The organism is Ruegeria sp. F5 (assembly GCF_056533845.1).
Genome location: NZ_JBQFOU010000011.1, coordinates 72,194 through 95,544 on the forward strand (window position 1 = coordinate 72,194; position 23,351 = coordinate 95,544).

Here is a 23,351-nt window from a genome sequence, read left to right on the forward strand (position 1 = left end):
GATCAGATCACCGAAGCGCGTCTGCAAAACCGTGGATGAGCGCGGCATCCTTGACGCCCGGCGCACATTCCACGCCCGAAGAAACATCGACCTGCCGCGCGCCGGTCATCCGCACAGCCTCGGCAACGTTTTCAGGGGTAAGCCCACCGGCCAGCATCCACGGACGCCGCCAGTATTTCCGCCCGGCCAGCAGCCGCCAGTCAAAGGCCAGCCCGTTGCCGCCCGGCAATTCGGAATTGCGGGGCGGTTTGGCGTCGATCAGCAACTGATCGGCGGTTTCAGAATAAAGATCGATGGCGGCCAGATCCTCGGCCTCGGCGACGCCGATGGCCTTCATCACCGGCAGGCCGAACCTGTCGCGAACCTCCGCCACACGATCGGGGCTTTCTTGGCCATGAAGCTGCAACATGTCCAGCGGGACGGCGGACAGGATGCGATCCAATTCTTCGTCCGTTGCATTCACGGTCAGCGCCACCTTGGCGATGCCGGCGGGCACAAGGTGGGCGAGTTCCGATGCGGCCGCAACCTCAAGATGCCGGGGCGATTTCGGGAAAAAGACAAAACCGACATAGCCTGCCCCCGCCTCGGCGGCAGCGCGCACATGTTCTGCGGCGGTCAGGCCGCAAATCTTGAACCTTGTATCGGACATTGGGGTGCCTTAGCTGGCTTCGTCCAGAATGGCCAGAACTTCGTCTTTGCCTTGGTTCTGCTTTTTCTTGAGCTTCTTGACCTCGCGCTCAAGCTTGCGGACCTCGCCCTTGTTGACGTTGGCATCGCGGCGGTGCTTGTGTTCGCGCAGCCATTCCCACAGGAAGCCGATAACGAGCCCGGCAACAACGCCCCCCAGAACCACCAGAAACAGCGGCAGCGTCGTGTTCAGGTTAAAGCCCAGCAGTTCGGACAGGGCGTCGGGCATCAGTTTCAGCTCGACCGCTTCAAGATTGGCCAGCGAAATCGAAACCAGAACGATCCCGAGGACCGCCAGAAAAGCATATCGAATGTAACGCATCATGACGTCAGGCTTTACCGTTCAATCGGTCCCGAAGCAACTTGCCGGTCTTGAAAAACGGAACACATTTTTCCTCGACCTGCACGGTCTCGCCGGTGCGCGGATTGCGCCCGACACGGGCATCGCGCTTTTTCACCGAAAACGCCCCGAACCCGCGCAGTTCCACCCGGTCACCGCGGGCCATGGCATCCGTGACTTCTTCAAAAACGGTGTTCACGATTCGCTCGACATCGCGCTGATAGAGATGCGGATTTTCGTCGGCGATTTTCTGAATCAGTTCTGAACGAATCATGCGTGATACCCTCCCAGGCGACCGGTGTGACTTGTCTACTGTTCTGACAGTATAGGAAAAAAGCCGGATTGGGGGAACGGAGGTTCTGGGCCGCGAGGGTTCATTTTACGGCAATCTCACGCGAATTTTTGCCCGTAACCCGCGTTTCCACACTTAATGCGCGAACGACAGCGCGATTAAGCCGGGTATTTGGAACATATTGATTCGCAACAAAAACGGCCCCGCACTGTTGTGCGAGGCCGAAAAGCTTGGCTGAGTGCGCCCCGGGTTTAGTCGCCCGATTTCAGCGCTGCACCCAGGATATCGCCCAGCGATGCGCCCGAGTCGGAGGAGCCGTACTGTTCCACGGCCTCTTTCTCTTCGGCGATCTCGCGTGCCTTGATCGACAGGCCCAGACGGCGGGTCTTGCTGTCGACATTGGTGACGCGGACGTCGACCTTGTCACCGGTCGAGAAACGCTCGGGGCGCTGTTCGGCACGGTCACGGCTCAGGTCCGAACGACGGATGAACGACTTCATGCCTTCGTACTCGACCTCGATGCCGCCATCTTCGATTGCGGTCACTTCGACGGTGATGACCGAACCACGTTTCACGCCGCCCACGGCTTCGGCGAACTTGTCACCGCCCAGGGCTTTGATCGACAGCGAGATACGCTCTTTTTCCACGTCCACTTCCGAGACAACCGCCTGAACGACGTCGCCTTTGCGGTAGTTCTGGATCGCATCTTCGCCACGCTCGTCCCAGGACAGGTCGGACAGGTGAACCATGCCGTCGATGTCGCCGTCGAGGCCAATGAACAGACCGAATTCGGTGATGTTCTTGACTTCGCCCTCGACCTCGGTGCCCTCGGGGTGGGTTTCTGCAAACACTTCCCACGGGTTGCGCATGGTCTGCTTCAGGCCCAGAGACACGCGACGCTTGGCGCCGTCGATTTCCAGAACCATGACGTCGACTTCCTGGCTGGTCGAAACGATCTTGCCGGGGTGGACGTTTTTCTTGGTCCAGGACATCTCGGACACGTGCACCAGACCTTCGACACCGGCTTCCAGCTCGACGAACGCGCCGTAGTCGGTGATGTTGGTGACGCGACCCTGATGGACCGAGCCCAGCGGGTATTTCGCAGCAACCAGATCCCACGGATCTTCCTGCAGCTGCTTCATGCCCAGGCTGATGCGGTGGGTTTCCTTGTTGATCTTGATGACCTGAACCTTGATGGTTTCGCCGATCGTCAGGATCTCGGATGGGTGGTTCACACGGCGCCATGCCATGTCGGTGACGTGCAGCAGGCCGTCAACGCCGCCCAGGTCAACAAATGCACCGTATTCGGTGATGTTCTTGACGACACCCTCGACGGTCTGACCTTCGGACAGGTTGCCGATAACTTCGGCGCGCTGTTCGGCGCGCGATTCTTCCAGGATTGCGCGGCGCGACACAACGATGTTGCCACGGCGGCGGTCCATTTTCAGGATCTGGAACGGCTGCTTCAGGCCCATCAGCGGGCCAGCGTCGCGCACGGGGCGGACGTCAACCTGCGAGCCGGGCAGGAACGCAACTGCGCCACCCAGATCGACGGTGAAGCCACCTTTGACGCGGCCAAAGATTGCACCTTCGACGCGCTGGTCGTCGGCATATGCTTTTTCCAGACGGTCCCATGCCTCTTCACGGCGGGCCATCTCACGCGAGATGACGGCTTCGCCACGGGCGTTTTCTGCTGCGCGCAGGTAAACTTCGACCTCGTCACCGACAGTGATTTCAGGGGCTTCGCCGGGATTTGCGAATTCTTTCAGATCAACGCGGCCTTCCATTTTGTAGCCGACGTCGATGATGGCCTGTCCGGCTTCAATCGCCAGAACCTTGCCTTTGACAACAGAACCCTCTTCGGGTGTGTCCATTTCGAAGCTTTCATTCAGGAGGGCTTCGAATTCCTCCATGGATGCGTTAGCCATGTGGCGTTGTTTTCCTTTACATACGTTTTTGCTGGCCGAGCGGTTGTCTCCGCCGGTCTTGTTTCATGGTGCCTGACTGCGTGATCCGGAACGCGCCCGAGCTAACAAACACAAAGGGCCGAGGTGACCCGGCCCTGCTCAGATACGTCATCCGGACGTTGACCGCCCTTGTTCAGACAGCGCGCGTATAGGCGGATTCCCTGGCCGGTGCAAGCAGAAAGCCGGTTTTTAAAGGGGATTGGCATCACCCGACATGTTTCAGCGCGCTTTCGCGGCCCAAACCTGCGCATCCTTCTGCAGCATCGCGCGTTCAATTTCATCGAGCCGCGAAATCGCGGCATCGGGATTGCTGGGGCCACCTGCCCTGCTCCAGACTTTCAGGGCGGATTCCGGGCTCCACGGCAAACAGGCCGAGGCCAGCCAAACCCGCAGGTCGCGGGGCAGCGCATCAAAGGCCCGCATCCTCGACCCGCCGCGACGGCGAGTTTTCATCGACGTTCTGAGGTTCCGCCCGGATGTTCTGCTACGCATGGCGACCCCGGGCCGACATGGGCATGGCCGTTGCTGGCAGCCAAGTGAGTGCGCGGGTTTCGATTTGAATTGCGGGTTTCATTGTATGTTATCTCATAACAAATCAAAACCCGGACACAAGACCCCTTTTTGGCCACCCGTTGGGAAACGCCGGACCACCGCGTTTTGCCGTCGAAATCCGTCAACCCGGGCGCGCTTCGGAAAAATAGTGTAGGCTGGGCCGCATTTGGGGGAAATGACATGACAATTTACCAAAGCCCATTGCCACCTGTTGCATTGACATCAAAGACAATCACCCAACGTGTGTTTGATGGAATCGCGCTGGACAGACCGGTCCTGATCGATGGTCCCACGGGGCGGGAAATGACGGGTGCAGAGTTCGTCTCGGCGGTCAAGCGATTTGCGGGCGGCTTGGCCGCACAGGGGTTCGGGCCCGGCTGCCGCATCGCCCTGATGGCTCCGAACATGCCGGAATATGCCGTTGTTTTTCACGGGATCTGCTGGGCCGGTGGCACCATCACTACGATCAATCCCACCTACACCGCGCCCGAAGTGACCCAGCAACTGACAGATGCCGATGCGGAACTGCTGGTCACGATCGCACCGTTTTACGATCTGGCCACGGCAGCGGTACAGGGCACCAAAGTCCGGCAGATCGTCGTGATCGGCGACGCGCCCGAAGGGGCGGCGGCACTGGCCGATTTCATGGGTCCGCCGCAAGAGGATCAGGTGCCGGTCGATATCGAAAACCACATCGCCGTCCTGCCCTATTCCTCGGGCACAACCGGCCTGCCCAAGGGCGTCATGCTGACCCATCGCAATCTGGTGGCGAATACGGATCAGGTGATGGGGTACGCAGCGCTGGAACCGCATGAAACCACCGTTGCGTTCCTGCCGTTCTTTCACATCTTCGGGCTGCAGGTCGTGATGAACCTGTATCTGGCCGCCGGGGGCTGTGTTGTGACCATCCCGCGCTTTGATCTGGAGATGTATCTGGACCTGTGCAGCCGCTACAAAACCCCCAAGCTGTGGGTCGTGCCGCCGGTTGCGCTGGCGCTGGCCAAACATCCGCTGGTGGATAAGTTCGATCTGAGCGCGACAAAGCAATTGCTGAGCGGCGCGGCGCCCATGGGCGGCGACATCTCGGATGCCGTGGCCGAACGGCTGAACCTGCGCGCGGTGCAAGGCTACGGGATGACCGAGCTTGCCCCGGTCAGCCATCTGACCCCGCCCGATGCGGACAAAAGCGGATCGTCCGGTGTCACCGCGCCAAGCACGGAATGCCGGATCGTCAACCCTGAAACCTTGGAAGACGTAGCCGTCGGGGAAGAAGGTGAACTATGGGTGCGCGGCCCGCAGACCATGAAGGGTTATCTGAACAATCCCGAAGCCACGGCGGAAACCCTGCTTCCCGATGGCTGGCTGCGCACCGGTGATATCGCCCGGATCGATGCCGACGGGTTCATGTTCATCACCGACCGGCTGAAAGAACTGATCAAATACAAGGCCTTTCAGGTCGCCCCTGCCGAGTTGGAGGCGCAGCTTGTGACTCACCCGGCCATCTCGGACGCCGCAGTGGTCGGCAAACCCGACCCCGAGGCCGGAGAGTTGCCGATGGCCTTTGTCGTCCCCACCCCGGATCAGGAACTGCCGCCTCTTGAGGATTTGCAGGGCTTTCTGGCCGAGCGTCTGGCCCATTACAAACAGGTCCACGTTGTCGAGGTTGTTGACGAAATCCCCAAATCCCCGTCGGGCAAAATCCTCAGACGGTTCCTGCGGGACAGGCTGGCGTCCGGATAGGCACCAGGCTTGGGTGTACGTCAACGTCCCCGGTCAAAGCGTGCTGCGGTTCGGTGCTGTTTCCTGCGCCGAACCGCTGTGTCTGAGCCCGTTCAAAACACGCCCCGCACAAAGCGCAGGGAACTCTAGAACAGCTGCAAATCCTTCTTGCCGCTTTCGATTTCGGCAAAGTTGGGCATGTTCTGGATCTCCACCGGCTCCGGTTTCACGCCCGGCATGGCGACTGTCGGTTTCGCCGCCGTCGCCATGACGAAAGCCGGTTGTTTCAACTCGCCCCGGATATCGCGCAGCAGCGTTTTGTGATCCGGCATCGCTTGGACGATCTGCGCAAGATCCGCTTTCGCGTGCTTCATCCCCTGCGCCCAGATTGCTTTCTTGAGCGGCCGCAGGCGATCGCGAATACCGGTCCCGTACCCTGTGTCATAGGACTGCTTGCCCAACAGAACCGTCTGATAAACGCGGTGGTCGAACAGGGTTGCGAACTCGACATCATGCTGCATCGGCAGGCGGTGCTGCCACAGTTCCAGGTTCTCGGCCAACCGGTCCGGTATCTTCATCTGGGTGCGCGCGTCGATCCAATACGGGTCATCCGTGCGGTTGCCCAGCCGGTAGTGCAAACAGATGAATTCGAGCACCTCGTTATAGAGCTTGTCCATCTGCCGGTTATATCTGTCCCGCAGCGACGGCTCGATGTCTTTGGTGGGCAGGTGCTCGGCAAACCAGCGCACTGCGTGATCCACCATGTGGATCGCCGTACTTTCCAGCGGTTCAATGAACCCGCCGGACAGACCGATCGCCACGCAGTTCTTGACCCAGGCATTGCGCACACGCCCGACGCGCATCGGAATTACGCGCGGCGTTGCACCCTTGCCGCTTTCGCCCAGCCACTCAAGATATTCATCCGCCGCCTGATCATTCGTGCGATGGGCCGAGGAATACACATAGCCGGTCCCCACACGATTGTAGAGCGGCACCCGCCATGTCCAACCTGCGCCAAGCGCGGTGGACCGTGTCAGGCTTTCGATCTTTCGCGGATTGGGATGCTCGATCTGCAACGCCATGGCGCGGTCGTTGGGCAGGTAATCCGAGTAGTCCAAAAACGGCTCACCCAGCGCCTGATTGATGATCAACCCACGGAAGCCGGTGCAATCCACCACCATTTCGATGTCATGGCGGCCGGCACGCTCCAACATCAGATGGCTGACATTGCCCTGTTCGTCCAGTTCGACCGCCTGCACCTCATCCCGGATATGCTCGACACCGCGCCCGGTGCAGACCTTGGTGAGCATGCCCGCAAACTTCACCGCGTCCAGATGATACGCATAGCCAAATCGCTGTTCGAATTCGGGCTGACCCAACTGCCGCGCGCCCTTGCACATACGGCCCAGATGATCGTGTGGTGAGATGGATTGGGTGAAATCCCGATCCCCGTTGCCGAAGCGCAGGAAAAACTCGGCGGCCTCCAGCCCCTCGACCATCTGGCCGTGGGCAAAGGGGTTCACATAATCGATGCGATTGCCCTTGGCGTCCTTGTTCCAGTTGCAGAACTTCACCCCAAGTTTGAACGAGGCGTTGGTCTCGCGGAAAAAGTCCCGCTCGGAAATGCCTGCCTGACGGATCGTGACCGGCATACGCGGCACGGTGGCCTCGCCCACACCCACGGTGGCGATATTGGGGCTTTCGATCAGGCAGATTTGCGGGCGGTCATTGGGCCCTGACGTTCGGGAAAACACCATGTCCAGGATCAGCGCGGTCATCCATCCAGCCGTGCCGCCACCAACGATGGTGATTTTGCTCAAACGATTACTCATGTGGTTCTGTCCCTGTTGGCTTGTGGGATTTTGCAGCTGCCTCCGCCTTTTCAGGGCTTGTGTCGCAGCTATCCCTTTTTTGCTTGCGGGGGACTATAACAGCTTTCCCGCGTCCAGCCAGAGCTTATGACGCCGCGGCATGCATCCGCATTTGTTGCGGGCTTGGCGCTTGCAAAAGACAAGCCAAGCGCCGTTTGCGGGCGAGGGTCAGATTTCTTCGCCCTTCTTCAGAAGTTCCTCGATCAATTCGCGCTGCAGGTCCGTGCTGTCGCCCCCACCGAACTCTGCCGCGCCGCCGGAATAAAGCGTGCCGTAGGTCTTGGTGATGTTCACTGTCTGCGCCAGCCCCGAGATCAGTTGCTCCTTGTCCAGCCGGGACAGCGGGTGGATGAACGCAGCCCACACGGTGCCATTTGCGATCGCGTAACGCGCGTCCAGGGTGCTGTCGAAATTCGCCTGCATCATCCGGCGCATTTCGTCGGCGGTCAGGTCCTCGGAACTGCGGATCGGCACCATGGCCCGCATACGGTCCGCATTTGCGTCGGCAATGACCAGAACGGGAATGTCCGCGACCGTCATTTCAAACCCCGGCCCGCGGGGCTGGGCCTCGGGGTCGAGGGCGAAGATGATCTTGCCCAGACGCTCATACGTCATCGGAGGTTCAGCCTCCGGGGCCTCCTGCGCGGCCAGACCACCGGCCAGAAAAATCAGGAAAAAGGCTAGTCGGATCATGGCGTCGCTCCTGCAGGTTGCCCGTTTACCATAGGCGTCACGCTGCCCACTGGCTAAACAAAGCTTGGTGAGGCGTATTTCCAGAAAAGACGGAATTTCGAACGATCTGCAACATTTGCCGATGTTCCTGCGATAGCCCGTTCAGAACCGTCCCCCTAGCTTTGTTTCACCGGCTGGCAACCTGCCCGCCCGGAACCCGAACACGGAAGGAAACGCAATGAAATCTCTGGTCCTGACCACCCTGATCGCAACCTTGCCCCTGATCGCAGCCCCGGCTTTTGCGGCGGACGAAATCAACGTCTCAAACGGGATCTCTGCCGCCGGTGCGCCGCTGGCGGCCCATGGCGTCGATCTGGTGGCGCTGGTCACAAACGGCAACCCGGTCGAAGGCTTTGCCAACCACTCAGCCACCTATGACGGCGCTTCGTACTACTTCACCAGCGCCGAAAACCGCGAGGCGTTCGAGGCCAACCCCGCCGCCTATCTGCCCCAGCATGGCGGGTTCTGTTCCTTTGGCGTGTCGGTCGGCAAGAAGTTCGACGGCGACCCGGATCAATACCTGATCGCGGACGGCAAGCTGTATCTGTTCCTGAACGGCGAAACCCGCGCGGCCTTCCTGAAGGATGTCACCGGCACCGCGAAAACCGCCGACGACCAGTGGGCCAACATTAAGAGCATTGCCGTCGGCGAGTTGTAATCGCCTTACGAAACACCCGCGGCGTCACGGCGTCGCGGGTTTTGCTTTTTCGATGATCTCAATCGCCGTGGCCAGCGCCGCTTCGATGCTCAGGTCCGACGTATCCAGCAGCACGGCATCCTCTGCTGGTTTCATCGGCGCAGTGCTGCGTTGGGCATCGCGGGCATCGCGCTCGCGCACATCTGCCAGCACCTGATCGCGGCTCACATCTGCGCCCTTAGCGCTGAGTTCCAGAAACCGCCGTTCCGCCCGAACCTCGGCGCTGGCGGTGACAAACAGCTTCACCTCGGCCCCCGGGCAGATCACGGTGCCGATGTCGCGCCCATCCAGAACGGCCCCGCCTTCCCGCCTTGCAAAAGCGCGCTGAAAATCGACCAGCGCCGCGCGCACCTCGGGGATAACGGCAACCCGAGACGCTGCCTGAGCGATCTCGGCCGTGCGCAGGTCGCCTTGTTCCAGTTCTTCGGGCGTCAGGGACTGCGCCGCCTCAACCGCATCAACCCCGTTCAGCGTCCGCCGCCCGACCGCTCGATAGAGCAGCCCAGTGTCCAGATGGGCAAAGCCAAAATGCGCGGCAACACCTTTTGAAATCGTCCCTTTGCCCGCCGCAGCCGGACCGTCAATGGCGACCGTAAAGCTCACGTGCGTTCGACCTTTGCGCCCAGCGACGCCATCAGGGGCTCGAAGATCGGGAAAGAGGTCGCAATCGGACCGCCGTCATCGACCGAGACCGGGGTTTTCGCACCCATGCCCATCACCATGAACGACATGGCGATGCGGTGATCCAGAAAGCTTTCACAGGTTCCGCCGCCGGGAACCCCGCCGATGCCAAGGCCATTGACCGACCACCAGTCTTCGCCTTCATCCACGCTCACACCATTCGCGCGCAGCCCGCGCGCCATCGCGTCGATCCGGTCGCTTTCCTTGACGCGCAGCTCTTTCACGCCGCCCATCATCGTCGTGCCTGTGGCATTGGCTGCAACCACCGACAAAACCGGATATTCGTCGATCATCGAAGCGGCGCGGTCCGGCGGCACGGTGATGCCCTTCATATCGGGCGAATACTTGGCACGCAGGTCGGCCACCGGTTCACCGCCCTCTTCGCGTTCGTTTTCATAGGTCAGGTCGGCCCCCATCTCGCGCAGCGTGGCAAACAGCCCCGCGCGGGTCGGGTTCAGGCCGATGCCGGGCACCAGCACGTCCGAACCGGGCGTGATCAGCGCCGCACAGACCGGGAAGGCCGCGCTGGACGGGTCGCGCGGAACGGCAATCACCTGCGGTTTCAACTCGGGCTGACCGGTCAGAGTGATCACGCGGCCCTCATCGGTGTCCTCAACCGTGATTTCGGCGCCGAAACCGGCCAGCATCCGCTCGGAATGATCGCGGGTCGCCTCTTTTTCAACAACAACGGTCTGGCCCGGCGCATTCAGACCGGCGAGCAGCACGGCAGATTTCACTTGCGCCGAGGGCACCGGAACCACGTAGCGCACCGGAACCGGGTCCGCCGCGCCGACGATGGTCATCGGCAGCCGCCCGCCCTCGCGGCCCACCGCTTGCGCCCCGAACAGCGCCAATGGATCGGTCACGCGCGCCATCGGGCGCTTGTTCAGACTGGCATCGCCGGTGAAGGTCGCTGTGATCGGGCTGGTCGCCATTGCGCCCATGATCAGCCGCACGCCAGTGCCCGAGTTGCCACAGTCGATGACCTGATCGGGCTCGGCAAAGCCGCCGACGCCGACGCCAAGCACCGTCCATTCCCCGCCACCGTGATCGGTGACTTCGGCCCCAAAGGCGCGCATGGCTTTGGCGGTGTCCAAGACATCCTCACCTTCCAACAGGCCCGAGATTTTCGTCTCACCCACCGCCATCGCGCCCAGAATCAGCGACCGGTGCGAGATCGACTTGTCCCCCGGCACCTCGGCCGTGCCGGTCAGCGGGCCGCAAGGATGCGAGGTCATCGGGATGGGCGTGCCGTGTCCGGACATGAGGGCTCCTGTTTTCGCTATCAGTTCAGGGCGGATTAGCGAATTGGGGCCGGTTGGTCCAGCCGCAATCAGCCGGTGCGGCGGAAGGTCAGGTAGTGTGGCCTGCGCCCTTCGCGCAGCGCCTTCTGTTCGTAGCGGGTGGAAATCCAATCCTCCCACGGCTCGCGCCAATCGGCGGGGCGCTCTGCCAGCCATTCAAAGCCCGTGCGTGGAACCTCTTCCAGCGTCTGGCGGACATAGTCGGGAATATCGGTGGCTATCCGGAAAATCGAACCCGGTTTCAGGACCCGTGCCAGAGGCTCCAGATGTTCCGGGGTCACAAACCGGCGGCGGTGGTGCCGCTTTTTGGGCCAGGGATCAGGGTAAAGCAGAAAGGCGCGCGAGATGCTGGCATCCGGCAGAACATCAAACAGATCCCGCGCGTCGCCGGGGTGCACGGCCAGATTCTCAACCCCTGCCCGGCGAATTTTGCCCAGAAGCATGGCAACGCCGTTGATATAAGGTTCCGCCCCGATGATGCCGATGTCAGGGTTGCTTTCGGCCTGATGTACCAGATGCTCGCCACCGCCAAAGCCGACCTCAAGCCAAACGGGCTTGCCGCCGAACAGACCGTTCAGATCAAGCGGCATACGTTCGGGGTTGGCGTCCCAATCGACATCACCGGGCGACAGCGCGGCGAGGTCTTCGTCCAGATAGGTCTTCTGGCTCTGTTTCAGGGTCTTTCCCTTGAAACGGCCATAGAAGTTTCTGCGGGGGCGTTGGGGCGTCTGGGTGCTCATGATCGTGCCCATACTGCGCAGTCCGTACAGAAGCAAGAGGACGGCAAAGCCGGTTCACCCGGCGAGCCGCCCCCACAATCTCCGGAATCGGGCGCGCCCGTCAGGGCGCACCTTTGGATCACTCGCGTCAGACCGCCGCTTTCAGCGCATCGATCAGATCGGTGCGTTCCCAGCTAAAGCCACCGTCCGCATCCGGTTCGCGGCCAAAATGGCCATAGGCTGCGGTGCGCTGGTAGATAGGTTTGTTCAGTTGCAGATGCTCGCGAATGCCGCGCGGGGTCAGGTCCATCACCTGACCGACGGCCTTTTCGATGGCTGCATCCGCGACCTGGCCGGTGCCGTGCGTTTCAGCATAGATCGACAATGGCTTGGACACACCAATCGCATAGCTCAGCTGGATGGTGCAGCGTTCCGCCATACCCGCAGCAACCACGTTCTTGGCCAGATAGCGCGCGGCATAGGCCGCCGAGCGGTCCACCTTGGTCGGGTCTTTGCCCGAGAATGCACCGCCGCCATGAGGCGCGGCACCGCCATAGGTGTCCACGATGATCTTGCGCCCGGTCAGGCCGGCATCGCCATCCGGGCCGCCGATCACGAATTTACCGGTCGGGTTCACATGCCATTCCGTCTCAGCCGACAGCCACCCATCGGGCAGAGTTTCCGTGATATAGGGCTCGACGATGGCGCGGATGTCATCCGATGTCAGCGCCTCATCCAGATGCTGGGTCGACAGCACGATCGAGCTGACACCCACCGGCTTGCCATCGCGGTAGATCACCGACAGCTGAGACTTCGCGTCCGGGCCCAAAGCGGGTTCTGTTCCGTTCTTGCGCACCTCGGCCAGACGGCGCAGGATCGCGTGGGAATACTGGATCGGCGCGGGCATCAGCGCAGGCGTCTCGGTGGTCGCGTATCCGAACATGATACCCTGATCACCGGCCCCTTCGTCCTTGTTGTCTGACGCATCCACACCCTGAGCGATATGGGCGGATTGTTCGTGCAGCAGGTTCGTCACCTCGACCGTCTGGTGGTGAAACTTGTCCTGCTCGTACCCGATATCCTTGATGCAGGCGCGCGTGATCTCGTCGATGCGCCCCATGTAATCGTGCAGTTTTTCCTGATCCGACAGGCCGACCTCACCCCCGATCACAACCCGGTCGGTCGTGGCAAAGGTTTCACACGCAACGCGGGCTTCGGGCTCTTCGCTTAGGAATGCGTCAAGTACGGCGTCGGAAATTCGGTCGCAGACCTTATCCGGGTGGCCCTCGGAAACGGATTCCGAAGTAAAAATGTAGTTCTGTCGGGACATAAAAGTGCTCCATTAAGATTTCTCTGCCACGCCAGGAAGCCGTTGTGACAGGCATAGGCCCGGATACGCGCACAGCGGGACAGGGTCAATCGGTAATTGCGCTATGCGCGGCGGGTGGTGCGCCAGAGCGCCGCAAACAGGACCAATAGAACCACGAACACAGGACTGTCCCCGATGCGGGAATAAAGTGTCGCGCGCTGTGGCAAAGGCAGGGAGGCATCCACATACCCCGCCTGCCCAAGCGGCAACTGGGCCGTGATCCGCCCCAAGGGATCGATCATTGCCGAAACCCCGGTATTGGCAGAGCGCATCATCGGCACGCCCTGTTCGATTGCCCGCATCTGCGCCTGCGCCAGATGCTGATAGGGCCCCGACCGGGTTCCGAACCAGGCGTCATTGGTGATCTGCACCAGAAAATCGGCGCGCCCGGATGCGCGATTTACGTCCTGCGTAAACACGGCCTCATAGCAGATCAGCGGCAAGGCCCGACCCAGAACGCCCGCGTCAATCAATTCAGGCCCCGGCCCGGCGCTGAACCCGTTGCCGGAGGTTGCGGCAAGGCCGAAAATCCCGAACCGGGCCATCAGGTCGCCCAGCGGCACGTATTCGCCAAACGGGGCCAGATGATGCTTGTCGTATAACGCCTGCTGCTGGCCCGTCTCATCCAGATAGACAAGCGAGTTGTAAATGCGCGGCCCCTCGCTCCGCTGGATACCCAGCATGACCGGCGTACCCTGCGCGGCCTCGGCAATGGCCCCAAGATACGGTTGGGCGCTGTCCAGCCACGCAGGCACCGAGGTTTCGGGCCAGACGATCAGATCGGGTCTGGGTTGGGCCGCAGTGAATTCGATCTGCCGCGCGAAAAACAGCGGCGCGAAATCCGGGTGCCATTTCTGGTGCTGCGGCGCATTCGGTTGCACCAGACGGACGATGTGATCGCCCTCGACAACCGGAGGACGGGATGCGGCGTAACCAAAGGCCAGAACCGCTGTGCCCAGAGAAAAGGCGATGGAACCGATCCTGGTCTTCGCGCCAGCGCTTTCTGAAAAAACCGCGCCTAACGGCAAGGTCGCGCCAAGCGTCAGCGTGCCCAACCCATAGGGTCCGACCAGCGATAGCAACTGGGCGACCGGCGAATTCACCCAGATCTGTGCCAGACCGGCCCAGGGGAAGCCGGTCAGGATATATCCCCGCGCAAACTCGGCCAAGGACAAGGCAACTGCCAACAAGACGCCCTGACGAAGAGCCGATGCGTTCGGCCACCGCGACAGCCAAAAGGCCAGCGCCCAGAACAACGCCAGCCCGCCTGCCATGAAAACCAGCGCAAAAGGGGCCATCCACGCGTGCCGCTCGGCGTCGACCTGAAACGGTTCGATGATCCAGCTCAGCGCGTGGGCAAAATACCCGGTGGCGAAAAACCACCCGATCCAGGCCGCCCGCCCGCGAGTTTCGCTGGCAAGGAACAGGGGCGCGATCAGGATCAGGGCGACCAGAGTCGCCGCCCAATAGCCAAACGGGGCCAGACCAAATGCGCCCAGCGCGCCCAGCAGCCCTGCCAAAACAAGCCTCAGGCCAAAGGGCCAGCCCCGGGCAGGGTTCATGCAGCGATATCCGGCAGCATGACGCGCAGCCGCTTGATCCGGCGCGGGTCGGCGTCGATCACTTCGAACTCGGCCCCTTCGGGATGGCAGACCACCTCACCGCGTGCGGGCACGCGGCCGGACAGCATGAAGACCAGACCGCCCAGCGTGTCGATCTCTTCCTCGTCCACATCTTCGTGGCTGGTCAGAGAGCGCCCGATCTCAGCCTCGAAATCCTCAAGCGGGACGCGGGCCTGAACAACGTAGCATCCCGGCTTTTCCTGCACCCAAAGCTGATCTTCGTCGGCGTCGTGTTCGTCGGCAATCTCGCCCACGACCTGTTCGATCAGGTCTTCGATCGTCAGCAGACCGTCCACACCGCCATATTCATCGATCACCAAAGCCATATGCCGACGCTCGGTCTGCATCTTGGTCAGCAGAACACCGATCGGCATCGAGGGCGGCACAAACAGCAAGGTGCGCAGCATCGGCACCAAATCGAACTCGGTCGATCCGCCATTGAACCCATGCGTCAGCGCGAAATCCTTGAGGTGTACAAAGCCCAACGGCGTGTCCAGCGTGCCCTCATACACCGGGATACGCGACAGGCCGCTTTCACGAAACAGCTGAGCCAGTTCATCCTTGGCGACTGTCGAGGGCACCGACACGATTTCCGCGGTCGGGATGGCAACATCTTCGACCCGCATGCGGCGCAGGTTGATCATGCCACGGGGTTGCGCGCTTAGGGCTTCATGGCCGTTGGCCAGCTCGGTCTTGTCCTCGTCCGAGCCCGAAAACGCATCAAAAATTCGGGAAAAGAAACCGCTGTTCTCTTCTATGTCGTCGTTGCCGTCCTGTGGTTGCGCGCTTTGCGCCGCCCTAGAACTGCCGTCTGTATCGCCCATTTTCCTGTTCCAACTAATCGGGTGAAATTACCCGTTTCATATCCTATATGGGTCATCAATACCCATTTTGCCAAGTATCTTGACCTCGACCGCCTCCATCAGCGTGGCGTCGGGGTCGCGAATGTGATCATAGCCCAACAAGTGCAACGTTCCGTGAACAAGCAAATGGAGCACGTGATCGTCCATGGATTTGCCCGCCTCCGCCGCCTCGCGCGCGCATGTGTCATAGGCAATCGCAATGTCGCCCAAAGGGATTTCGCCGGTGAAATCCGGCTGCGGGATCGGCGGTACTTGTCCGGCCTCTTCGGAGGCCAGGTCTTCGGCGGGCCAGCTGAGAACGTTTGTCGGCGCGGGTTTGTCGCGAAACTCGGCATTCAGTTCGGCGATGCGGGCATCGTCACAGCCCAAAACGCTGACCTCACACAGATCCGGGTCCAGCCCGCAATGCTGCAACACAGCGCTGATCGCCTGCAGCGACAGCGGTTCCAGCCCCGTCCAGCGCGGGTCTTCGACAGTTAACTCCAGATTCATGACGCCATTCCAAAACCCCGGATGCGGGCTCTGAAATCAACCTGTTTCGCGGCCCGAGTCGGCCTCATACGCTTCGATGATGGCGGCGACAAGCGGGTGGCGCACCACATCTTTCGAAGTGAAGTAGTTGAAACTGATGTTGGGGATCGTTTTCAGCAATCGCTCGGCATCGGCCAGCCCCGACTGAACGCCGCGCGGCAGATCGACCTGAGACCTGTCGCCGGTGATCACCATGCGGCTGCCCTCGCCCAGACGGGTCAGGAACATCTTCATCTGCATGGTGGTGGCATTCTGCGCCTCGTCCAGCACCACAAAGGCATTGGCCAGAGTTCGCCCGCGCATAAAGGCCAGCGGCGCAATCTCGATGCGTTTTTCTTCGATCAGCTTGGCGAGTTGCTTGCCGGGCAGAAAATCATTCAGCGCATCGTAAAGCGGCTGCATGTAGGGATCGACCTTGTCCTTCATGTCGCCTGGCAGATAGCCCAGCTTTTCACCGGCCTCGACGGCGGGGCGGCTGAGGATGATCCGGTCCACATGCCCACCGATGAACATCGAGACGCCAACGGCCACCGCCAGATAGGTCTTACCGGTCCCCGCCGGGCCAATGCCAAAGGCCAGTTCGTTGTTGAACAGCGACTGAACATAAGCCTTTTGCGCATCCGTCCGGGGTTCGACGAGCTTCTTACGCGTCTTGATCTCGACCGTGCCGCCTTTGAACATCTCAAGCTGATCGCCGTCGCGGCTGCCGGTTCCCTTCTCGGAATCGCCCATCCGAAGCTCGCGGTCGACATCCGCAGCCTCGACCTCGCGCCCGCCTTCCAGACGGGTGTACAGCGCCTGCAGGACATCAATCGCCTGTTTCTGGGCGTGTTCTTCCCCCATCACCACCAGTTGATTGCCCCGGCGGATGATCTGAACGGAAAGCTTCTGTTCGATGTCAGCCAGATTGCGGTCGTATTCGCCACAAAGATCAATCAACAGTCGGTTGTCGGGAAACTCTACAAATGCCTCATGTTGCGGCATCTCGTCTTGCGGTGGGGTCAGGGCACCGATGGCCAATCCGTTCTCCTGTCTTGGCGTTTCAACCTGAGCGTAGACAACAAAACTTGGTGGGCGCAAGGCACAGTTTTAAAAAATATGGTGTAGACGACAAATCGGACAACAGGTGCCGGAAACCGGCATGATTCCCGGGATTGGTCAGAACGTGTAGTTCAGCCCGAAACGCAGCCCGCGGTAGTTGGGCGTGGATTTTGTCGAAAAGCCCGATTCGAACTGGACTACCTGGGATTCGAACTGCACGTATTCGTATTCGCCCGTTATCGACCAGTTTTCATTCAGCCGATGCTCGGCCCCGATGCTGGCCGAAAATCCATTGCGCGTGTCGGAATCGCGAAAGGCCTGAAACGTGGGCCCTGACCCAAAGCTGTTGGTTGTTTCGACATCCCCGCGCACATAGCCGATGGTCACAAAATAAAGAATGCTCTTGCTGCGATTCGTCACGCCGCTTCGCAGCCGCAGGGACAGCACATCCGAAACCCGGGATCCGCCCCGCACGGGGGTGCCGCTGACTTGCGTTGCAACATCATCCTCGAGCGATCCGAAATCGTACCCAATCTCAACGCCGTAAACATAGTCGCGCCCGCCGAAAAACGGCAAAATCCCGCGCCAGCCGCCGCGAATACCGCCGTAATTCCCGGTCAGGTCCTGTTCGCCAATCGCGAAGGTTCCGGCGGGCGTGTTGAGCCCGAAACGGTCATCACTGCCAAAGCCATAAGCACCGCTTACTCCAAGATAAAAGGCGCTGACATCACTGCCGATACGGTTGGGACTGACCACGTCGGGGTCTGTGACGGTTCCTGTCAGGTCTCCGGCAAAGGTGGCACTGGCAAAGAAAGTCACCACCGAAGCCACCGGTACCGCGCGCAGGACCTTCGACAAGCTGAGTCTTTCCATAATTGTCACTCGCACCCTCCATCGCTTTCACCCTGAAACGGATCAGCGCAGACCGAAACCTAACAAGCGCAAAACCACGCCCGGAACAAGACTGGCTACCCTCGGAACATAGTTCCAAAGGATAAATCAAGGGTAAATTTCAGAAACAAACACCAACGATGGTATCTGAAACGCGGTTAAAGGCGGGATTAAATCAGTGCGCCTGCAAGCGAATTTGCACCGGATTCAGTGATGCGCACGTGCCTCAGATCACCGGCCGCAATGTCCGGGCCGGTGACATGAACCGAATGCAGATATTCTGACTTTCCAACCATCTGACCCGGCAATCGGCCCGGCTTTTCAAACAGAACCTTGACATTCCGACCCACCATCGCGTCCTGAATTTCCCTTTGATGCCGGGTGATCAATGCCTGCAAACGCTGCAGGCGCTCGTCTGCCGCCGAGGGATCAACCTGCGCGCGCTCTGCCGCCGGGGTTCCCGGGCGTGTCGAGTATTTGAAGGAATAGGCATAGCCGTATTTGACCTGCTCGACCAAATCCAGCGTGGCTTGGAAATCCGCCTCGGTTTCCTCGGGGAAGCCGACGATGAAATCGCCAGACATGACAATATCCGGCCGCGCGGCGCGGATGCGTTCGATCAGGCGCAGATAGCTGTCTGCCGTGTGACTGCGGTTCATCCGCTTCAGAATCCTGTCCGAGCCTGACTGAACCGGCAAATGCAGATAAGGCATCAGCTTTTCACAAGTCCCATGCGCCTCGATCAGATCATCCGCCATGTCGTTGGGGTGCGAGGTGGTAAAGCGGATACGTTCCAGCCCGTCCACCTTGTTCAACTCCCAGATCAGACCGGCCAGAGTCATATCCCCGTTCGGTCCCGCCCCGTGATAGGCGTTGACATTCTGGCCCAGCAGAGTGATCTCGCGCACGCCGCGTTCAACCAGATCGCGCGCCTCGCGCAGAATGCGGTCGGCGGGGCGGCTGACCTCGGCACCCCGTGTATAAGGCACCACGCAGAAGGCGCAGAACTTGTCGCAGCCTTCCTGCACGGTCAGGAACGCGGTCGGGCCACGTTTGGCTTTGGGACGGTTCCTGAGCTTCTCGAACTTGTCCTCTTCGGGGAAATCCGTATCCAGCGCCTTTTTGCCCGTCCGGGTCTTGGCCTCCATCTCGGGCAGGCGGTGATAGCTTTGCGGGCCGACCACCAGATCGACCAGAGGCTGCCGGCGCATGATCTCTTCACCCTCGGCCTGCGCGACGCAACCGGCAACGCCGATCTTCAGGTCGGGCTTTTCGGCCTTAAGACCTTTGAAACGGCCCAGTTCGGAATAGACCTTTTCCGCCGCCTTTTCCCGGATATGGCAGGTGTTCAGCAGGATCATATCCGCATCGTCTGCGGATTTGGTTTCCACATAACCCTGACCGCCAAGCGCTTCGGCCATACGCTCGCTGTCATATACATTCATCTGACAGCCATAGGTCTTGATAAACAGCTTCTTCGGTTCGGACATTTGGCAGGCCTTTGCATTCGCTGGATCGGCGTCATCTATATGCAACGAACGCCGCTTGCAATGGTGGCGCAATTACCCGAATTTGGCGGCAGTTTCCAGCAAGGCGGCACCGAAAACAGGCGATGCAGTACGAATCCCCCGACCATTTTCTGAACACCGGCAAGGCGGCGCTGGCAAAGGGCCCCGTCGCCCTGATTTTCGCCGAGGATGATACCGAGGTCGAAGGCACCCTGCGCCATCACCTGAAGCTTGGCTTCAAATCGGTGATCGCGTTTATGCCCGAAGAGTTGGAATTGGACCTGGCGCTTGAGGGCCAGGTTCATCGCGTCACCCTGAAATGCGCGCCGCGTTCGGTGGTGTTCGAGACGATCAACCGGATCATCGCCTCGGCCCCCGGCATCTGGATGTATTACTGCTACAACGCCGAATACCTGTTCTTTCCCTTTTGCGAGACCCGCAGCATTGGCGAGTTGCTGGCATTTCACAGTGAAGAGCGCCGGAACGCGATGCTCAGCCATGTGGTCGATCTGTATGCGGACGATCTGGGCGCCTTCCCGAACGGCGTTGCCCCCGATCGCGCTATGATGGACAGCACCGGGTATTATGCACACACGCGCCACGACGCCTCAGGCCAACCGCTGGACCGGCAGCTTGATATGTCCGGCGGTCTGCGCTGGCGGTTCGAAAACCACATTCCTTACGAACGTCGCCGCATCGACAGGATCGCCGTGTTCAAGGCGCAAAAGGGCCTGACCCTGTTGCCGGATCACACGTTCAACGACCCAGAATACAACACCTATTCCTGCCCGTGGCATAACAACATGACAGCGGCGATATGTTCCTTCCGCGCGGCCAAGGCATTGAAACGAAACGCAGGCTCGACCTTCGACATCCCGACCTTCCGCTGGCGCAACTCGATCCCCTTCGACTGGAACTCGCGGCAATTGCTCAATTTGGGCCTGATCGAACCCGGTCAATGGTTCTGATCCGCACTTCATCTGGCCAAAAATATCCCGGGGGAGTCGCGGCCTGCCGCGACGGGGGCAGCGCCCCCAAGTCACCGCCGCAGCAAAACCGGAAACCAATCCTCGCGCAGACGCTGGCCCGGCACCATCTCATGCCCCGGAAACGGCGGTGAGGTGCGCCCCGGGCGTTCGGCATAGCGCGCGTCGTCCCCGACCAGACGCAGCGAAAACGCCCTGCGGCGTCTGTCAGACTGGTTGCCGCGCGCACCGTGCAGGGTGCGATAGTTGAACGCAACGGCATCGCCGGGTTCCATTTCGAACTCAACAACCCTCATCCCCTCGGCATCCGGGTCGGGAACGGGGATGTACTGGCCTTCATCCGGAAAGAACCCTTCCTCGGACACCCAGCGCGTCGGCAGCACCTCTTTCTCCCAGCGGTGCGATCCGGCAACGCAGCGCAGGGTCGCCTGTTTCACGGGGTCCAACGGAGACCAGAAGCTGATCGTTTGCTGGCCCTCGACAAAGTAATACGGCCCGTCCTGATGCCAAGGCGTGGCCATGGATGTGCCCGGCTCTTTGACCAGAACATGGTCGTGAAACATCTGCACGGTCTGCGACTGCATCAGGTCCGCCGCAACTTCGGCTGCGGGTGAGGTCTGGATCACATCGCGAAACTGGGGGATACGGGTCCAGTTGCAGTAATCATCAAAGAACCGGCCGGTTTCGCCCTGTTTCTTGTTTTCCGACGCATAAGGCCCGGGATCGGCCATATTCGCAGCCACCCCGTCACGCAACTGGTCCACGTGATCCGCAAACAAACCTTTGATCAGAACAACTCCGTCGGTCTGGAAGGTGTCGATCATGTCAGCGGAAACGAGCGGATGTGGCATTGGGCTCTCCTTGAGGTGTCCGCCTCAGTTTGCGTCGGAACATATCTTCTGTTCAAATCATATCTCGCAAAGCTATAATTAACTTCATGTTATATATTTCCTTGCGCCAGTATGAATATGTCTGCGCCATCGGGCGCTATGGCAGCTTGTCGGCGGCGGCCCAAAACCTGAACGTTTCACAGCCGGCCCTGTCGACCGCGCTGACCCGGGTCGAATCGCTTTTGGGCTATCCGTTGTTCATCCGTCGGCGCGGGGCTGCGATGGCATTGACCCCGCAAGGCCGCAGGTTCATCGAACGGGCCGAGGATGTTCTGAAATCCGCGGCGCGAATCGAGGCGTCGGACACAGCCGAACAAGGCGCGAAACATCTGCGGCTCGGCTGTTTCACGGATCTGGCCCCGTTTCATCTGGCCTCGGCCCTTCGGCACCTGCGGGCGTCGCTGCTCAATGTGGCGACCTCCTACAAAGTCGGACCGTTTGAAAACCTCTTGCAAGACCTGATCGACGGTCAGGTCGACATCGCAATAACCTACGATCTTGGCATGGATGCCGGATTTCCCGAACGACCCTGTTCGAGAACCGCGCAGGCGCGATCCTGTCACCCGACCATGCACTGGCAAAGCGCGGGCAGGTCACATTGTCGGAACTGGAGCACCACCCGCTGATCCTGTCGAACGAAGGCCTGTCGGCGCAGCATATTCTGGCCCTGTTCCGCCGAAACGGGCTGAACCCGCGGGTTGCCCACAGAGCGGCGTCATTGGAGATTCAGCGCAGTCTGGCCGCCCATGGCGAAGGGGTGGGAATCAGCTACGCCAACCCGCCCGGCAACCTCAGCTATGACACCAAACCGCTGGTCAGGCTGCCCATCACCGACACGGACGCGACCGAAGCCGTTGTCCTTGCCCGTCACGGCACAGGGCCAACGGACAAGACACTTGCCATGGCCGAGCGTGTTTTGATGGAAAACCTGACGGCAGAGCGCGCTATTTCGTCCGGCGCAGCCGGATAACAACATCCACCGACGCGATCTCGACCCCTTCGGGCGCTTCCGGAAGGCGCTGAATGACCAGCTCTTCCGACGGCGCATCGCTGAGACGGCCCTCATCTTCCCAGAAGAAATGCGGATGATCGTGGGTGTTGGTGTCAAAATAGCTTTTCGAGCCATCCACCGTGATCTCTTGCAGGACACCTGCGTCGCAGAAAGCACGCAGCGTGTTGTAGACCGTCGCCAGCGAAACCGCGTCGCCGTTGGATTTGGCGGACTCGAACAGGCTTTCCGCCGTCACATGACGATGGCGGCCATCGCCCACCAAAAGCTCGGCCAGGGCCACGCGCTGCCGCGTGGGGCGTAATCCGGCGTTGACCAACCAGTCTGTCGCGATGTCCCGGCTCTGAGGTGTCATGGGTCCGATACCTGTTGCTGTTGTCCTTATATATAGGGGAGGCCAGTGACGAATTTCAAATGAAATTCATTCGCAAAGAATGTCGTACGCACAACATGATGTGGCGCGCTGCTCTTGCAGGCCCTTGCAAACGGGTGCTAGACGAGGCCAGATTACACGAACGGACCCCTGGCAGGAGAGGCGGCAGAATGGCCCAATTCCCGAGCAGCTTTGACAAGGACGATCTGCTGAAATGCGCGCGCGGCGAATTATTCGGCCCCGGCAACGCGCAGTTACCCGCCCCGCCGATGCTGATGATGGATCGGATTACCGAGGTGTCCGCCGATGGTGGTGCGCACGGCAAAGGCCATATTCTGGCCGAGTTCGACATCACCCCCGACCTGTGGTTCTTCGAATGCCATTTCCCCGGCAACCCGATCATGCCGGGCTGTCTGGGCCTTGACGGTCTGTGGCAACTGACCGGTTTCAACCTGGGCTGGCGCGGCTGGCAGGGGCGCGGCATGGCCGTGGGGGTTGGCGAGGTCAAGCTGACCGGCATGGTCCGCCCTGACCGCAAAATGCTGACTTACAAAATTGATTTCAAGAAGGCGATCCAGACCCGCCGCCTGACTATGGGTGTGGCGGATGGTATCGTCGAAGCGGACGGTGAATTGATTTACGACGTCAAAGACATGAAAGTCGTCCTGTCTGACGCCTGAGGCAGACCGGCCCGAAACAAGGAGCAC

General features: G+C 60.5%; 23 protein-coding genes, 1 pseudogene and 1 riboswitch. Of the genes and pseudogenes, 5 read left to right on the forward strand and 19 right to left on the reverse strand.

The features are described 5' to 3' along the window. Positions 1–7 precede the first annotated feature (7 nt). The 5 genes from ACR0K1_RS16860 to ACR0K1_RS16880 form a co-directional block, all read right to left on the reverse strand. The gene (locus ACR0K1_RS16860; protein WP_480615372.1) at positions 8–649 is read right to left on the reverse strand and encodes a phosphoribosylanthranilate isomerase; all 642 of its coding nucleotides are present in this window, start codon (positions 647–649) and stop codon (positions 8–10) included. Between the two features lie 9 nt (positions 650–658). Beyond that, a complete protein-coding gene (locus ACR0K1_RS16865) occupies positions 659–1,009 on the reverse strand; it encodes a lipopolysaccharide assembly protein LapA domain-containing protein (protein WP_480615374.1) in 351 nt (116 codons plus the stop codon). A gap of 7 nt (positions 1,010–1,016) precedes the next feature. Then, on the reverse strand, positions 1,017–1,301 hold the full coding sequence (gene ihfB / locus ACR0K1_RS16870) for an integration host factor subunit beta (protein ID WP_050603110.1): 285 nt from the start codon (positions 1,299–1,301) through the stop codon (positions 1,017–1,019). Between the two features lie 269 nt (positions 1,302–1,570). Next, positions 1,571–3,247, reverse strand: a complete 1,677-nt coding sequence (rpsA, locus tag ACR0K1_RS16875) for a 30S ribosomal protein S1 (protein ID WP_480615376.1) — start codon at positions 3,245–3,247, stop codon at positions 1,571–1,573. A 258-nt stretch (positions 3,248–3,505) separates the two neighbouring features. After that, a complete protein-coding gene (locus tag ACR0K1_RS16880; RefSeq protein ID WP_480615378.1) occupies positions 3,506–3,778 on the reverse strand; it encodes a DUF6525 family protein in 273 nt (90 codons plus the stop codon). 240 nt (positions 3,779–4,018) lie between these two features. On the opposite strand from ACR0K1_RS16880, the gene ACR0K1_RS16885 reads away from it, so the two are divergent. After that, on the forward strand, positions 4,019–5,578 hold the full coding sequence (locus ACR0K1_RS16885) for an AMP-binding protein (RefSeq protein WP_480851334.1): 1,560 nt from the start codon (positions 4,019–4,021) through the stop codon (positions 5,576–5,578). A 125-nt stretch (positions 5,579–5,703) separates the two neighbouring features. Here the strand turns inward: ACR0K1_RS16885 and ACR0K1_RS16890 are convergent, their stop codons facing one another. Next, a complete protein-coding gene (locus ACR0K1_RS16890; RefSeq protein WP_480615381.1) occupies positions 5,704–7,389 on the reverse strand; it encodes a tryptophan halogenase family protein in 1,686 nt (561 codons plus the stop codon). A gap of 207 nt (positions 7,390–7,596) precedes the next feature. Further along, positions 7,597–8,121 carry a hypothetical protein gene (locus ACR0K1_RS16895; protein ID WP_480615383.1) on the reverse strand — a complete coding sequence of 175 codons (525 nt, stop codon included), beginning with the start codon at positions 8,119–8,121 and terminating at the stop codon, positions 7,597–7,599. A 217-nt stretch (positions 8,122–8,338) separates the two neighbouring features. Here ACR0K1_RS16895 and ACR0K1_RS16900 point away from each other — a divergent pair, with 217 nt between their 5' ends. Further along, complete coding sequence (locus tag ACR0K1_RS16900) at positions 8,339–8,818, forward strand: YHS domain-containing (seleno)protein (protein WP_480615385.1); 480 nt, start codon at positions 8,339–8,341, stop codon at positions 8,816–8,818. Between the two features lie 24 nt (positions 8,819–8,842). On the opposite strand, the gene ACR0K1_RS16905 is transcribed toward ACR0K1_RS16900, so the two are convergent. From ACR0K1_RS16905 to miaB, 10 genes are all read right to left on the reverse strand, one after another. Further along, complete coding sequence (locus tag ACR0K1_RS16905) at positions 8,843–9,460, reverse strand: (d)CMP kinase (protein WP_480615387.1); 618 nt, start codon at positions 9,458–9,460, stop codon at positions 8,843–8,845. After that, complete coding sequence (gene aroA, locus ACR0K1_RS16910) at positions 9,457–10,803, reverse strand: 3-phosphoshikimate 1-carboxyvinyltransferase (RefSeq protein WP_480851335.1); 1,347 nt, start codon at positions 10,801–10,803, stop codon at positions 9,457–9,459. Before aroA ends, ACR0K1_RS16905 begins: the two co-directional genes overlap by 4 nt. A 68-nt stretch (positions 10,804–10,871) precedes the next feature. After that, entirely contained in the window at positions 10,872–11,582 is a 711-nt protein-coding gene (gene trmB, locus ACR0K1_RS16915) for a tRNA (guanosine(46)-N7)-methyltransferase TrmB (RefSeq protein ID WP_480615391.1), read from the reverse strand. Between the two features lie 127 nt (positions 11,583–11,709). Then, a complete protein-coding gene (metK, locus tag ACR0K1_RS16920) occupies positions 11,710–12,891 on the reverse strand; it encodes a methionine adenosyltransferase (RefSeq protein WP_480615393.1) in 1,182 nt (393 codons plus the stop codon). A 5-nt stretch (positions 12,892–12,896) separates the two neighbouring features. Further along, positions 12,897–12,945: riboswitch (SAM-SAH riboswitch) on the reverse strand. A 47-nt stretch (positions 12,946–12,992) separates the two neighbouring features. Next, positions 12,993–14,492, reverse strand: a complete 1,500-nt coding sequence (gene lnt, locus ACR0K1_RS16925; RefSeq protein WP_480615395.1) for an apolipoprotein N-acyltransferase — start codon at positions 14,490–14,492, stop codon at positions 12,993–12,995. After that, entirely contained in the window at positions 14,489–15,376 is an 888-nt protein-coding gene (locus ACR0K1_RS16930; RefSeq protein ID WP_480615397.1) for a hemolysin family protein, read from the reverse strand. Before ACR0K1_RS16930 ends, lnt begins: the two co-directional genes overlap by 4 nt. Before the next feature lie 36 nt (positions 15,377–15,412). Then, entirely contained in the window at positions 15,413–15,907 is a 495-nt protein-coding gene (ybeY, locus tag ACR0K1_RS16935) for an rRNA maturation RNase YbeY (protein WP_480851336.1), read from the reverse strand. A 36-nt stretch (positions 15,908–15,943) separates the two neighbouring features. Next, on the reverse strand, positions 15,944–16,966 hold the full coding sequence (locus ACR0K1_RS16940) for a PhoH family protein (protein WP_480615401.1): 1,023 nt from the start codon (positions 16,964–16,966) through the stop codon (positions 15,944–15,946). A 138-nt stretch (positions 16,967–17,104) separates the two neighbouring features. Continuing rightward, the gene (locus ACR0K1_RS16945; protein WP_480851353.1) at positions 17,105–17,860 is read right to left on the reverse strand and encodes an outer membrane protein; all 756 of its coding nucleotides are present in this window, start codon (positions 17,858–17,860) and stop codon (positions 17,105–17,107) included. Positions 17,861–18,048: 188 nt separating this feature from the next. Further along, positions 18,049–19,368, reverse strand: coding sequence for a tRNA (N6-isopentenyl adenosine(37)-C2)-methylthiotransferase MiaB (miaB, locus tag ACR0K1_RS16950; RefSeq protein ID WP_480615403.1), 1,320 nt, complete (start codon positions 19,366–19,368; stop codon positions 18,049–18,051). 122 nt (positions 19,369–19,490) lie between these two features. Here miaB and ACR0K1_RS16955 point away from each other — a divergent pair, with 122 nt between their 5' ends. After that, positions 19,491–20,354 carry a hypothetical protein gene (locus ACR0K1_RS16955; RefSeq protein WP_480615405.1) on the forward strand — a complete coding sequence of 288 codons (864 nt, stop codon included), beginning with the start codon at positions 19,491–19,493 and terminating at the stop codon, positions 20,352–20,354. 71 nt (positions 20,355–20,425) lie between these two features. Here the strand turns inward: ACR0K1_RS16955 and ACR0K1_RS16960 are convergent, their stop codons facing one another. After that, positions 20,426–21,223, reverse strand: a complete 798-nt coding sequence (locus tag ACR0K1_RS16960) for a phytanoyl-CoA dioxygenase family protein (RefSeq protein WP_480615407.1) — start codon at positions 21,221–21,223, stop codon at positions 20,426–20,428. Positions 21,224–21,309: 86 nt separating this feature from the next. On the opposite strand from ACR0K1_RS16960, the pseudogene ACR0K1_RS16965 reads away from it, so the two are divergent. Further along, a pseudogene (locus tag ACR0K1_RS16965) lies at positions 21,310–22,232 on the forward strand (LysR family transcriptional regulator). On the opposite strand, the gene irrA reads toward ACR0K1_RS16965, so the two are convergent. Beyond that, a complete protein-coding gene (irrA, locus tag ACR0K1_RS16970) occupies positions 22,207–22,626 on the reverse strand; it encodes an iron response transcriptional regulator IrrA (RefSeq protein WP_480615411.1) in 420 nt (139 codons plus the stop codon). The pseudogene ACR0K1_RS16965 and the gene irrA sit on opposite strands and share 26 nt — an antisense overlap. Before the next feature lie 188 nt (positions 22,627–22,814). Here irrA and fabA point away from each other — a divergent pair, with 188 nt between their 5' ends. After that, entirely contained in the window at positions 22,815–23,324 is a 510-nt protein-coding gene (gene fabA / locus ACR0K1_RS16975; protein WP_480615413.1) for a bifunctional 3-hydroxydecanoyl-ACP dehydratase/trans-2-decenoyl-ACP isomerase, read from the forward strand. Positions 23,325–23,351: the final 27 nt, after the last annotated feature.

Coding starts and splice junctions, on each gene's coding strand:
- ACR0K1_RS16860 (WP_480615372.1), bottom strand. CDS start 649: ATGTCCGATACAAGGTTCAAGATTTGCGGCCTGACCGCCGCAGAACAT.
- ACR0K1_RS16865 (WP_480615374.1), bottom strand. CDS start 1,009: ATGCGTTACATTCGATATGCTTTTCTGGCGGTCCTCGGGATCGTTCTG.
- ihfB (WP_050603110.1), bottom strand. CDS start 1,301: ATGATTCGTTCAGAACTGATTCAGAAAATCGCCGACGAAAATCCGCAT.
- rpsA (WP_480615376.1), bottom strand. CDS start 3,247: ATGGCTAACGCATCCATGGAGGAATTCGAAGCCCTCCTGAATGAAAGC.
- ACR0K1_RS16880 (WP_480615378.1), bottom strand. CDS start 3,778: ATGCGTAGCAGAACATCCGGGCGGAACCTCAGAACGTCGATGAAAACT.
- ACR0K1_RS16885 (WP_480851334.1), top strand. CDS start 4,019: ATGACAATTTACCAAAGCCCATTGCCACCTGTTGCATTGACATCAAAG.
- ACR0K1_RS16890 (WP_480615381.1), bottom strand. CDS start 7,389: ATGAGTAATCGTTTGAGCAAAATCACCATCGTTGGTGGCGGCACGGCT.
- ACR0K1_RS16895 (WP_480615383.1), bottom strand. CDS start 8,121: ATGATCCGACTAGCCTTTTTCCTGATTTTTCTGGCCGGTGGTCTGGCC.
- ACR0K1_RS16900 (WP_480615385.1), top strand. CDS start 8,339: ATGAAATCTCTGGTCCTGACCACCCTGATCGCAACCTTGCCCCTGATC.
- aroA (WP_480851335.1), bottom strand. CDS start 10,803: ATGTCCGGACACGGCACGCCCATCCCGATGACCTCGCATCCTTGCGGC.
- trmB (WP_480615391.1), bottom strand. CDS start 11,582: ATGAGCACCCAGACGCCCCAACGCCCCCGCAGAAACTTCTATGGCCGT.
- metK (WP_480615393.1), bottom strand. CDS start 12,891: ATGTCCCGACAGAACTACATTTTTACTTCGGAATCCGTTTCCGAGGGC.
- lnt (WP_480615395.1), bottom strand. CDS start 14,492: ATGAACCCTGCCCGGGGCTGGCCCTTTGGCCTGAGGCTTGTTTTGGCA.
- ACR0K1_RS16930 (WP_480615397.1), bottom strand. CDS start 15,376: ATGGGCGATACAGACGGCAGTTCTAGGGCGGCGCAAAGCGCGCAACCA.
- ybeY (WP_480851336.1), bottom strand. CDS start 15,907: ATGAATCTGGAGTTAACTGTCGAAGACCCGCGCTGGACGGGGCTGGAA.
- ACR0K1_RS16945 (WP_480851353.1), bottom strand. CDS start 17,860: ATGGAAAGACTCAGCTTGTCGAAGGTCCTGCGCGCGGTACCGGTGGCT.
- miaB (WP_480615403.1), bottom strand. CDS start 19,368: ATGTCCGAACCGAAGAAGCTGTTTATCAAGACCTATGGCTGTCAGATG.
- ACR0K1_RS16955 (WP_480615405.1), top strand. CDS start 19,491: ATGCAGTACGAATCCCCCGACCATTTTCTGAACACCGGCAAGGCGGCG.
- ACR0K1_RS16960 (WP_480615407.1), bottom strand. CDS start 21,223: ATGCCACATCCGCTCGTTTCCGCTGACATGATCGACACCTTCCAGACC.
- irrA (WP_480615411.1), bottom strand. CDS start 22,626: ATGACACCTCAGAGCCGGGACATCGCGACAGACTGGTTGGTCAACGCC.
- fabA (WP_480615413.1), top strand. CDS start 22,815: ATGGCCCAATTCCCGAGCAGCTTTGACAAGGACGATCTGCTGAAATGC.